The organism is Streptomyces sp. NPDC059255 (assembly GCF_042752355.1).
Classification (GTDB): Bacteria; Actinomycetota; Actinomycetes; order Streptomycetales; family Streptomycetaceae; genus Streptomyces.
The window spans coordinates 14,303-26,720 of sequence record NZ_JBHYZP010000057.1 but is presented as its reverse complement, the minus strand read 5'-3'; the positions used below and the strand labels follow the sequence as shown (position 1 = coordinate 26,720).

General features: G+C 66.8%; 4 protein-coding genes and 2 pseudogenes. 1 reads left to right on the top strand and 5 read right to left on the bottom strand.

Annotation, left to right across the window (positions count from 1 at the left end; translation table 11 throughout):
• The first annotated feature begins 41 nt into the window (after window positions 1-41).
• Window positions 42-2,984: a SpoIIE family protein phosphatase gene (locus ACFXKG_RS38810; protein WP_384849562.1), complete on the top strand. Its 2,943-nt coding sequence runs from the start codon at window positions 42-44 to the stop codon at window positions 2,982-2,984.
• A gap of 57 nt (window positions 2,985-3,041) precedes the next feature.
• On the opposite strand, the gene ACFXKG_RS38805 is transcribed toward ACFXKG_RS38810, so the two are convergent.
• The 5 genes and pseudogenes from ACFXKG_RS38805 to ACFXKG_RS38785 form a co-directional block, all read right to left on the bottom strand.
• Window positions 3,042-3,626: a YrhB domain-containing protein gene (locus ACFXKG_RS38805; protein WP_384849559.1), complete on the bottom strand. Its 585-nt coding sequence runs from the start codon at window positions 3,624-3,626 to the stop codon at window positions 3,042-3,044.
• 142 nt (window positions 3,627-3,768) lie between these two features.
• Window positions 3,769-4,697, bottom strand: a pseudogene (locus tag ACFXKG_RS38800) (IS5 family transposase).
• A 55-nt stretch (window positions 4,698-4,752) separates the two neighbouring features.
• Window positions 4,753-5,369: pseudogene (locus tag ACFXKG_RS38795) on the bottom strand (hypothetical protein).
• A gap of 385 nt (window positions 5,370-5,754) precedes the next feature.
• Window positions 5,755-6,120 (bottom strand): hypothetical protein, encoded by a 366-nt coding sequence (locus ACFXKG_RS38790; RefSeq protein ID WP_384849556.1) that lies wholly within the window; start codon window positions 6,118-6,120, stop codon window positions 5,755-5,757.
• Between the two features lie 488 nt (window positions 6,121-6,608).
• The gene (locus ACFXKG_RS38785) at window positions 6,609-12,329 is read right to left on the bottom strand and encodes an RHS repeat domain-containing protein (protein WP_384849553.1); all 5,721 of its coding nucleotides are present in this window, start codon (window positions 12,327-12,329) and stop codon (window positions 6,609-6,611) included.
• Window positions 12,330-12,418 lie beyond the last annotated feature (89 nt).

The following is a 12,418-nucleotide window of genomic DNA, read 5'->3' as shown; positions in this document are numbered from 1 at the left end:
CGCCCCGGAGGATGCGGGCCGCCGAGCGTAAAATTTGCAGTGTGAACCCGCGACTGGCCCTGCTCAGTACGGTGGCTTCCGGCACTCCGGAGAGCGAAGTCTTCCGGCTGGCGCTCCAGCACGCCGCTGGGGAGCTGTGCGCCCTGGGGGGAATGATCCACCTCTGTGGTCCCACGTCCGGGTTGTGCCTGGCGTCGGCGGTCGGCCTGCCGTCCGCCCTCACCGGCTCCTGGGAGATCATCGACGAGAAGAGCCCGCTGGCCCCGGCGCGCGCCCTGCGCCGGGGCGCCGCCCTGTGGCTGCCCCCGCTCCCCGCCGAAGCCGCCGACAGCCCGGAGCCAACCACCGGCATGGCCGCCCTGCCGGTGTCCGGCGGCGGACGGATCATGGGCACCCTCACCGTCCTGACGGGAGACCGGAGCGAGCCCACCCCGGAGCAGTGGGACTTCCTGCGGGCCGTCGTCGCATGGGCCGAGGAGCGCATGGCTCGGGCTCCGAAGATGTCGGAATTCGTACCGAAGGATCCCGACGGTGACCGGTCCCGACAGAATGTGCCCGGCCTCAGAGTCGGCTGGTGGGACTGGAACCTCCAGACCGACGAACTGATTTGGGACGCGGCGGTCATGGAGCTCTACGGCAGCAAGCCGGCCGATTTCACCGGCAAGGTCCAGGACTGGATGCACGTCCTCCACCCCGATGACCTGGCACCGACCATGGCGGAAGCGCAGCGGGCGATCCGCGAACACTCCGTGTACGAGGCCGTGTACCGGGTGCGGCGCCTGGACGGCACGTACGGCTGGTCGCGGGCCCGCGGCATGCCGACGTACGACGACAGCGGCCGGCCGCTCCGGATGGTCGGCGTGAGATGGGAGAACAGCGAGTCGCTTTCCGCCCGGGACGCGCTCAGCCGGGCCCTTCGCCAGATGGGCGACGGATTCCTGGCGGTGGACGCCAAGTGGCGCGTCATCTTCACCAACCTGGAGGCGGAGCACGCGATGGGACTCTCCCAGGACGAGACCTTCGGGCGTGTGCTGTGGGATCTGCCCGCCGCACGGCGGATCAAGGGCCTGGAGCGCCGCTGCCGGAAGGCCGCCGCCGAGAAGAAACCCGTCAGTTTTGATGTGCTCATGCCAGATACGGGGCGTCGTTACCGGCTACGGCTCGTACCCGGGCCGGTGGGCTGCGCCCTTTACCTGTCTGACGTCACCGAGAAGCTGCGCATGCAGGAGGAACGCCGGGCGGCCGAGCGGGCCGCGTCCGAGCGAGCCGCCCAGATCATGGAGCTGACCGCGGCGCTCGCCAAGGCGACTACCTCACGGGACGTGGTGGACGCGGTGGCCCGGCGTGTGCTGCCGCCGTTCGACGCCGTCGGGCTGATGGTGCAGGCCATCGAGGGGAACCGGCTCCTCAATGTCGGGTCCGTCGGATACGCGGACGACTTCCTGGATGTCGTGAACGACCGCGTGGCGGCGGGCACCAGCCCGTCCTGGCAGGTGGTCTCGTCCGGGGTACCGGCATTCCTGTCCTCGCGGCAGGAGTACGCCGCGTACGCGCCCGACCACGCCGATCTGCCGGCCATCGCCGACAAGCAGGCGTGGGCCTTCCTGCCGCTGACGGCGTCCGGGCGCACGTTCGGTGTGTGCGTCGTGTCCTTCGACCGTCCCCGTCGGCTCACCGACGACGAGCGTTCGCTGCTGACCACCATCAGCGCCCTCGTCGCGCAGGCCCTTGAGCGGGCCCGGCTCTACGACGCCGAGCGTGTCCGGTCCCGGGAACTCCAGCGCAGCCTGCTTCCCACCGGCCTTCCCGACCTGGCCGCGTGCGTGACCGCCGCCCGTTACCTCCCCGCCGGGCAGGGCATGGACGTGGGCGGCGACTGGTACGACGTCATCCCGCTCTCCAGCGGCCAGGTCGCCCTCGTCGTCGGCGACGTGATGGGCCACGGCCTGCCCGAGGCGGCCGCCATGGGCCGCCTGCGTACGGCCGTACGCACCCTGGCCGACCTCGAACTGCCCCCCGACGAGATCATGGGGCACCTCAACGACATCGTCGGCGAGATGGGCGACGAGTCCTACGTGACCTGCCTGTACGCGCTCTACGACTCCACCACCCAGGTCTGCTCGATCACCCGCGCCGGACACCCTCCCCCGGCCCTGATGTATCCCGACGGCACCGTGCGGTTCCCGGAACTGGGCGCGGATCCGCCGCTCGGCGCGGCCGAGCCGCCGTTCGAAACGGTCGAGCTGACCGTGCCCGAAGGCACTCTGGTCGTGCTCTACACCGACGGCCTCGTCGAGTCGGCGAAGCGCGACATCGACACGGGTATGGCGGACCTGGCCCGGCTCCTGCGCACCGCCCACGCGGACGGCGGCGACGCGGATCTGGAGCGCCTCTGCGACACACTGACGGCCGGGCTGCTTCCCGCCGAGCACCAAGCGGCCGACGACGCGGCCGTTCTCGTGGCCCGCCTCCACGCCCTCAACGCGGACAGGATGGCCTCCTGGCCGCTCACCGAGGAACCGAAGGCGGCCAGCCTGGCCCGCCGCTATGTCCGTGAGCAGCTCTCCGCCTGGGGCCTGGACGACCTGACATCCACCACGGAACTGCTGGCCAGCGAACTGGTGGGCAACGTCGTACGCCACGCCAAGGGCCCGGTCAGCCTCCGGCTGCTGCACGGCGCCGAGCTGATCTGCGAGGTCTTCGACGGCAGCCTCACGATGCCCCGCATGCGCCGTGCCGCGGACACCGACGAAGGCGGTCGCGGGCTGCAGCTGATCACTGCGCTTTCGCAACGCTGGGGCAGCCGCTACACGGCGAAGGGAAAATGCATCTGGACCGAGCAGGCCCTGCACGGGCTCGACGGCCACGGCAACCAGTCGTCCGATGCCCTGGAGCTGATGTTGCTGAGCACCGGCGGGTTCGACGGGACGGAGGGACTCGACGTGAACCTGAACGCGCCTTCCTCGGGGGAGGGGGAGTGCTGACGGCCTGGCGCACGGCCGAGCGGAACGCGCGACCGGCCCGCCGGCCGGCACCTCCTGTCAGTCGGCGAGCATCTCGCCGGGGCGGACCACTGGACCCGCCCGAACGGTCTTCACGGCAAGTACCGGGTCGAGAGGTTCCACGAGTTCCTTGGTGGCGACGGCCACGAGGCGCGTCGGCGCGTCACCGTCCAACAGTGCCTTCAGATACGCGATGGCCTCCGCGGGCGAGAGTACGGACAGTCTCCGGCGCAGTGTCCGCACGGCGTGCACGCGCCCGCGCGCGGCGGCCACTTCCCGCAACTCGTCGTGGAGTTCGTCCACTGCGGTGCGCACCGGCAGCCCGCGAATCCGGGCCCGGTAGTCGGCTTCCCACGCTCCGGACGCCGAGGAGATGACGCCGATGTGGTGCAGTGCCCCGTCGACCCGGTCGACGAGGTACGGTCCGTTGCCGATCAGCATGGACGACCAGTCCCGGGTGCGTGCGAACTCCTCGGACTGCCAGGAGACGATCCACACCAGCTCGTGCTCCTCGACGTGAACCACACCCATCCGCTTGGCGGCCGCGTCCACGGCCCGCCACTCCTGGTAGTCCCGCTCCAACTGCTCTTCGACGGCCCGAACGGCGGCCTCTCGCTCGATCACACGTGCAGCATCCCGTGCGGATCCCCCTCCCGGCCGGCGAATTCGGACGGCGAGGAGCCACGCACGAGACGGGGAGGGGGCACCCACGAGATCACACAGGCCTCAGAAGCCGCATTTCGCCCACTAGGCAGTGTCCTGGCGATCATGAGCGGAGCCAGATGACGAGTGCGGCCGCGGTGACGGTGCCGAGGTAGACGTAGCCGCGCTTGTCGTACCTGGTCGCGACCGCGCGGAAGGCTTTGAGCTTGTTGATCGCCCGCTCGACGGTGTTGCGCTTCTTGTAGCGGTCCTTGTCGAAGCCGGGCGGGCGGCCTCCGGCCCTGCCGCGCCGGACCCGGCCGGCGGCCTGGTCACGCTTCTCCGGGATGACGTGCCGGATCCCGCGTCTGCGCAGGTAGCGGCGGGTCCGGCGGTTGCTGTAGGCCCTGTCCGCGCTGACACTGTCCGGCTTGGTGCGCGGCCTGCCAGCACCCAGCCGCGGTACGCGGATCCCGTCCATCACCTGCTCGAACCGGGTGCAGTCGGCGTACTGCCCGGGCGTGATGACCAGGGACAGTACCCGGCAGCGGCCGTCCGCACTCAGGTGGGACTTGGTGGTGAAGCCCCCGCGCGAGCGGCCGAGCGCCTCACCTCCCGCACCACCTCCGCCAGCCGGTCGATCAGTTCCGCCCGGACCCGAGCGGCTTTGACCGCCTGTGCGAAGCCCCCTTTGAGGACGGGCGGCGGAGCGTGCCGGGCCCCGGCGGCATGCTGGTGAGCGCGCACGGACGTCGAGTCGACCGAGACGTCCCAGTCGATCTCACCGACGGCGTCCGCCCCGGCTGGACCCGCCGAAGGAGCATCTCCCACGTTCCGTCCGCCGACCAGCGACGATGCCGCTCGTGCACCGTCTTCCACGGCTAGTACCGCTCCGGCAGGTCACGCCACTGCACACCCGTCCGGATCCGGTACAGCACCCCGTTCACGACCTGCCGATGATTCCGCCACCTGCCACAACGCCCGTTGCTCACCGGCAGCAACGGCTCCAGGCCGCTCCCACTGGGCATCCGTCAGATCAGTCCTACTCCCCATAGTCGTATCAACGACTCAACTGATCGCCAGGACACTGCCTAATCGCATGAAGTAATCATGTGTGTTCGCTGCGTATGCTGCCCGAGTCTTTCCGGCCATGCGGGGCAATCGCGACGACTCGCCCCAGAACAGCGCCATCCAGCCATGTGAAAGCCGAAAACGGCCGGACGACGCGATGGCGGTGGGCGGCGTACCGGAGCTTCGCCGACCTGTCGTCGCGGGGGATCGAGGCGACGGCGAATGCCGCGGTGTCGTGATCGGTTCCGATGCTGACCCAGTCGGCGTCCGCGGCCATGTCGTAGATTCCGTACGGAATCGCTTTCTCGGCCTGGCCGGGAAAGTCGTGCGTTTTGACCTTCACGGGCTGCCTTGCGGGCCGCCATTCCTGCCCGGCGGTCTTGTAGTCGCCGATCAGCTCCTTCTTCTTGCTGTCCACGCTGATCACCGGGTGACCGGCGTCCCGGTGCTCTCGTGCTTGCTCATTGAGGTAACGGAACGGGGCATCCCCGTCGAGGTGTTGAGAGCCTTCGATGTCTTGGCGTTGGCCTGCAGACTGAAGCCTTCCTCCCGCAGCAGGCCGGCGACCGTGTCGGCGGAGACCCGGTGGCCCTGCCGGGTCAGCTCTGCTGCCGGCTTTCGCGTCGACTTAGTCGTCCGCCGCAGCGGCGACATCGGGTCGCCACGCTTGTCGGGCTCGACCAGCGCAAGTAGCGCTGGTCGAAGTTCTGGATCAAGGACCACAGCCCTCTTCCGGCCCCCACCAGGACGACGGACCTGCCCCAACAGAGCCTGGCCAGACTGCAGTTCTGCCGCTCCGCAGGACCGTGCTCTCCCGGACCCCGGCCGCGGCAGCGACGAGCCTGATCCCACCATGCCCCAGAGACAGCGCTTCCGCTCCTATGGCCAGCCGACGCCGACGCTCATCCAGATGCGGCAACAACACCTCGAACTTCGCAGCCAGGACGGCTTCAATCCCCTCCGGTCTCCCCGTACCAGAACAACGAGCCCCGCAGCAGCAAGCCACGACTTTTTTCCCGGCAAGCCCATGATGGGTTTCTCAGCGGATAAATTTCTGAAAAATATTGAAGGCGGCGACGCACAATCCGATTGTCCCCATGATTCCCCAAATGATTCGGCAGATATCTGGGGTGAATCTCGGATCGATGGAGCCGTCGGGAGTGTGGGCGGCCATGAAATCATAGAACCGGAGTCCGATGTTCCGGTAGTCGAAAGCTATGGTAAATCCGGCAGTCGCCATGATGACACCCCAGACGGTCCAGGTGATGTGACGCATGTTGATTCCCCTGCCGTGTTTTGTGTGGCTGATCCAGGGAAAGCGGAATTTCCCTGGATTAGCCATATTTAATTTCATCAATGGCTCGTTGAAACCAGACGCCTCGGCAATCGCGCCAAAATTGCTCATCCCGGAATCCGCACCTGGTGCTTGCTGAGGAGGGGGAAGGCTCTTGTCTGGCTCCCCTCGGCTGTCAGGCTGCCAGTTGCCAAAGTTGGCACGTTTCCGTCGATGAAGACCGACGAGAAACGAGTTGGGCCCGGCAGCCTTTCTGTCGGGCCCAACTCGTTGTGGGTGTTCACCTGCCGGTGTTCTTCGGCAAGGGACAACCAGGTTCTATGGGCTGGCCTGCGGGATCTCAACCCGAGATGCTCCAGGAATCTTAGAGGATCTCGGATAGCGCGGTCGCGATCCAAAATGCTCCGACCAAGATTCCGCCTGCTCCCACAAATCGGAGGGTGTTAACTGTGGCCATGCCTGTGTATGTGAATCTGGAGAAGAAGTCGAAACTTCGACTTGCGAAATTCCAGAAGTTGCCCAGAAGGCAGACTCCGAAACATGCTACACAGATGCCGACGATGATTGGAAACAATGGAAAGTCTCTCTGTGGAGTGGCCTCAGCGGCGGCTGAGCCATTTGCCGCTTTGTGTGTAGTTCATTCCGGCGCTCTCTTCGAATCCTATTCCTCCACCCAGGCCGACCTCGACGGAATAGACTTGTTGTCCTCTTGAGTTTTTTGTGCCGATGGCGGTTTCGTGGTTGATTTCAACGCCGGGGCCGAAGTAAAGGCCGCCGCCGATGTCGCGCCCGAATCCTCCGAAGTTTCCGATATCGTCAGCATTGCTTCGGAGTATTGATGCGTTGGCGCTTCCGCCGAAACCGAATCCTCCCGCTGAAACCGATCTGGTCCAGCCGATGTCGGTCGAACCGTCTGGCCGTCTGACCATCACTGCGCAGCCGGAGACCCCACCGGTCGCGCCGACTCCCCAGCCCAGATTGATGCATCCTCCGCTCGCATTCGTCAATCCCATGGCAGCGAAACCGCCTTCCAGTACCGCCCCCGCGAACTTGTTTCCGAGACTTCCAGGTGTGGACCTGAATCCACGAAGCATGGAGTTCAGGATTTCGTTTCGCTTGCGGCGTTCTGCTTCTGCCTTGGCTTTGGCGCGAGCGGCTGCTTGCGCCTTGGCTTTGGCGTTTGCTGCGGCTTGAGCTTGTACTGCGGCTCTGGCTCGGGCTTGGTTCTTCGACTGCTGTGCGGTCTTTTTGCCTGGTGTGCTGATGGCTTTGCCGTTGGTTCCGATGTAGGAGCCGAGTTCGTAGCGGTTGCCGGTGGAGGCGTTGGTGACGTATCGGGTGGGGTTGTTTTTGCTGGTGCCGGTTCCGCCGATGGGGTAGCCGTTGCCGCAGAGGTCGGCGGGGCAGAGGCCGGTGGGGTCGGATTGGGTGATGGGGTTGTTGTGGGCGTAGCTGTAGGCGTTCATCTGGGCGGGTGTGTTGATGTCGATGACGGGGTCGACGGAGAGGAAGCGGCCGAGGGTGGGGTCGTATTCGCGGGCTCCGAGGTGGGTGAGGCCGGTGGGGTCGTTGGTGCCTTGGACGAAGCCGCGGGTGCCGGGTATTTGTTCGGTTTGGTCGGTGCGGGTCTGGCCGAAGGGGAGTTGTTTGCGGCGGGTGACGGCGAGGGTGGTCATGGCGATCGCGGCCATGGCGGTGCCTTGGTGGTCGGGGAGGAGGAGGGAGAAGCCCTTGCTGGTGCGGACGGCGACGGTTTCGCCGCCGTGGGTGTAGTAGCGGACGGCTTCTTTGGTTCCTGTGCTGGTGGCCTTGAGTTCGTTGCCGCCGGGGAGGGTGAGGGTCTGGCTGCCGTCGGCGTCCTTGGCGATCATGCGGTTGCCGTCGGCGTCGTAGAGGTAGCTGGTGGTTTTGCCGGCTTCGGTGAGGGTGGCGAGGTGTCCTTCGGGGTCCCAGGTCAGCTTCTGGGTCCGGGTGCCGATCGCGCGCTCGGTGGTGTTGCCGGCTTTGTCGTAGGCGAAGGTGCTTGTCTGCCCGTTGTTGGTGCCGCCCTGGACACTCGCCTGCTGCACGGCGTGCGGCAGCCCCGCCTTGGCCGCGGGATGCGTATACGTGGTGGTGGCGTCCGTGCCGCCCTGTGCACCGGCGGCGTGTTCGACGAGCTTGGTGCGGTTGCCGAGGCTGTCGTAGCTGTAGGTCTGCCAGTACGCGTCCGGTCCGCCGACCGTGGCCGTCGTGGGGGCAGAGTCGCAGTTGGTCTTGGCGGTCCAGGCTTCCCCCAGCCGGCCCAGGAGGTCGGTGGTGAAGCACTGGCTGTCCACGGTCTTGGCCGTGTCCTGGCCGCTGGCGGTGGTGATGCCGGTGACGTTGCCTGCGGGGTCGTAGGCGTAGGTGGTGTCGTCGATGCGCTGGGAGGCGAGGTCGCGGTCGGTGGTCTGCCGGGTCATGCGGCCGGTGTGCTCGTCGTAGACCTGGGACCTGTAGACCTTCTTGCCGAGCGTTCCGTATTCGGTGCGCACAGGGCGGGAGAACACGTCGTGGGCCGTGGAGTTGACCAGCGTGATGGATCCCGCGGTGGTCTTCTGGGGGAGGTTGCCCTCGCTGTAGACGGTGGTCTGGCGCTCGCTCGGCAGGTTCCCGACCGCAGGATGCCTGATCCATTCCTGTTGGTCGGTGTACGTGTTGTAGCCGAACGTCCACGTGTACGTGCCCGCGAGCGCTCCCGCTTCGGCGGGGACTGTCACGGTGCTCGAGAGAGGCTCGTAGCTGTCGTTGTACGAGTCGGTGGCCGTGCGGTACTCCTTGCCGGCGACGAAGCGGCTGCTGCTGGCCGGCTGGCCCTTGGCGATGGTGTCGTAGGTCCACTTCGCCAGGACTGTGGTGCCCTGCTTGGTATCAATCTGACGGCCCAGCGGGTCGTAACTGGTGGTCAGTGTGATGCCACGGGCGTCGGTGGTCGAGATGGCCTGCCCGAGCTTGTCGTAGACCGTGGTCGTCGCGCCCTTGTCGGGGTCGTCGGTCGTGGTCTGCTGACCGCGGCTGTCGAAGGTGTAGGTCCAGGTGTTGCCGGCCGGGTCGGTCACCGCGGTCGGCTCGTTGTACTTGCCGTACGTATAGCTGGTCTTCTGCGACGTGGTGCGCTGGGCGTTGGTGTATTCGAGCCGTTCGGTGCTCCGGCCGCGGGCGTCGGTGACGACCGTGGTGGCGGTACCGCCCTTGGGCGGTATCACCGTGGTCCGGTCACCGTCGTAGACGCTGCTGGTGCGCCACTTCTCGTCGCCGAAGGTCCGGGAGATCGCGGCGGTGACCCGGCCGGCACCGTCGTAGAGGTTCTCCGTGGCGGCGGGAATCTTGTTGTCGGAGCCGCTCACCAGGGACTTCGAGGGTGCGCCGGTGGCGTAGTAGGGGGAGTACGTCTTCCAGGTGAAGCCACGGGTGTCGTACAGCGTCTCGGTGATGACGCTGTCCTTGGTGCCGATGGCCGGGGCCTGGGTTTCCCTTTCGCGCAGCAGGCCGTCGTAGAGGGTGTAGGAGGTGGAGTAGGTGCCGTCGTACTCCAGGGTCTTGGTCGCCACGGAGTTGGCGACAGTCTTGGAGATCGTGTAGGCGAATTCCGCGGAAGGCTGGGTGGCGTGGTCGGCTTTGGGCCAGCCGGGGTTCCATAACTTCAGTACGCGGCCGAGTCCGTCGCGTACGGCGTCGGTGCGTTTGCCGTTGGCGTCCACGTTGGCGGTGGCGATCCCTCGTGCCGGGTCGTACTCCACAGTCGTCGTGTGGCCCAGAGCGTTCGTCTCGGTCTTCGATGTCGAGGGTTCGATGGTGGCCGGGGTGTAGGCGGTGGTGGTCTTGTTGCCCTCGGCGTCGGCGCTGGTGAGTTCCCGCCCGTGTTGGTCGTACGTGGTGGTGGAGGTGGTGAGGTAGCCGGTGCCGGCCGCGTCCTGCTCGTCGAGACGCGTCTCGTCCCCCTTGGCCGGAGGGGTGGTGATGCTTGTGGCGTCGTCGTAGTAGTAACGGGCCACCGAGATCAGGTCGGCGGGCAGCGACGGCGTGGTGCCGCAGGCCTTCGCGACGGTCTTGACCTCGGCCGGCAGGGTCAGCAGGTTCTTCTCGGCGTTCTGCGCGTAGCTGGTGGTGGTGCACTCCTCGTCACCGGTCTTCGCGGTGTCGCCGAGCAGGGACTCGGTGAGGACCTGGCCGTAGGTGTCGAAGGTGCGGTCCGTCTTCGTGGTCCGCCAGCCGGCGTCCACCGCGGTACGGGTCTTCTCCGAGGCGATGCCGGTGGCGTATGCCCTCACCGCGGGCAGTCCCTGCGGCCGGGACTCGGTGGCGGTGGCAGCGGACATCCATGGCTCATAGCTCGTTGTGGTGATCAGCTTTCCGCCGTCTCCGTCGTACGTGGCCTCTTCCCGGGTCATGCCGGCGAAGGCCGCACGGTCGGTGACCGCTATCCCCTCCTGGTCCTTGACCTGCGCGCCGTCGATACCGCGGAAGTAGCGGTACTCCTTCAGCGTCCGATTGTCGGCGCCGGCGCCGGTGCGGACCTGCAGGCGTCCGTAGCCCTTGCGGTCGTCGTAGGTGAGGTGTTTGGCCTTGGTGAACTCGTCGTCCTTGGACTTGGCCCAGGCAAGCCCGTCGAGGTAGGAGTAGTCGGTCTGCTTGACCGGTGCTCCGCCGGTGTTGTCGGACTCGAGGACCTGGGTGACCACGTAGGAGTGGAACCAGTCCAGGTAGGGCTCGTAATCCGCGGCCGGTGCGTCCGGAGGGGACCACATGACGGGGTAACAGCGGCGGGTGTTCGAGGCGGGGGAGGGGACGTCACCGGCTTTGCAGTCGGCGGCCGAGTAGGTGACGCCAATGGTGCCGCCCGTCTCGGTGTCGATGCCGTAGACGCGGTAGCGCACGAGAGGAGGTACGGGGTCGGCGTTGCCGCCGGTGGTGGCGCCTTCGACGCGGTTGGCCAGTTGCTGACCCTTGAAGGTGACCGCGGGCAGCGTGACATCACCGGTACCGGTGTGGCCGGTGTGGGTGATCGACTTCAGCCAGAGGGCGGGGTCGGTGCCGTCACCGGTGGAAGGGAAGTCGTGGGCCAGCTTCCAGGTGTCGACGGCCTGGTAGGCGCCACCGGTCAGGACCGACGTGTCGATCTGGGTGAGCCGCTTGCGGCTCCAGTACGACGGCGAGTAACGGTCCTTGCACTCGGTACCCGGGGCGCAGTACTGGTCGAACGGCACGTCGGGCCAGTTCTTCGCGTTGGCCTTGTCAAAGGTGCCGCAGTTGCTCAGGCAGCGCTCGGCGACGGTGAAGTCGACCTTTCCGGCCGCCTTCTTGCCGTACATGGTGTTCGAACGCAGGCTGTACTCGATGCTCTTGAGGTAGCCGCCCCGGGTGTAGTCGGTGGCGGTGGAGACGCCGGTGGTGTCGTTGACGTTGCGGCCGTAGGAGTTGGTCTCCTTCTCCCAGTAGTAGGCCATGGCGTCGGAGTGCGGGTCCACGACGTAGTCGAGGTTCCAGCGCCAGGCCTGCTGGCACCAGGAGTCCTTGAACGCGGTGGCGTGACAGGGCTCACCGCTCTGGTTGCCGAAGACCGGCACGGTCCACGTGGAGTTGGTCTCCGGCTTGCCCTCGACCCATCCGGGCAGCCGGTTGTAGCCGAAGTAGTAGCGGGTACCGTCGGGAGTCGTCACCCGCCAGTACTCACCGTCGTTGTCACCGTTGCCCCGGTTGGAGCTGGTGAGCTTGACGGCCTTGGTGCCGTCGTCGCCTTCGAGCCGCCAGTCGCCCTCAGGATCGTCCTTGACGGAGTCATCCTTGACCAGCACGGTGGTCTGGCCCCCGAGGTTGAGGACGGCGTTGCCCTTCTTCCAGCACTGATCGCCCACCTTGCCGGCGGCGTTGCTGTCCTTGGTGTCCTCGGTGCAGGGGATGTACCGGCGCTCGATGAAGCCGGGCTCCATGGACCACCCGTCACCGATCCAGTTGGCCTGATTGTTGGTCGCCGCCGTGCGGCCGTCCACCGACTGCGAGGAGTAGGACAAAGACACATCGGGCTGCAGCCCGCCGGGCACCTCGGGGGCGTTGATGTTGTAGGTCCAGGCGAATCCACCGTTGCTTCCGCCAGCCGACCAGGAGGCCGACGGTGCGAGAGAGGTGGCCTTGAAATCGCCGGACGCGCCGGACGCTGCCGCCGTGACCGCCAGAAGAACAGTCTGGCGGTTCGCCGACAAGCCCGTGACCGAGGCATCGGAGGCCGCGGCCTTGCCAACCGGAGCGGTCTCCTGCCTGCTGTCGTAGGACGTGGCCGGGAGGGAAACCGGCGCTGACACGCTGGCCTGCTCCGTGTCGTTGACCGTCTGCAGCATCTTGCCCTTACCGCACCCTTGGCCTGCGGCGTCGTCAGAGCACATGCGGGCAG

What these genes read in the sequence shown, in the direction of transcription:
- ACFXKG_RS38790 (WP_384849556.1), bottom strand. Translation starts at nt 6,120, where the DNA reads ATGAGCAATTTTGGCGCGATTGCCGAGGCGTCTGGTTTCAACGAGCCA.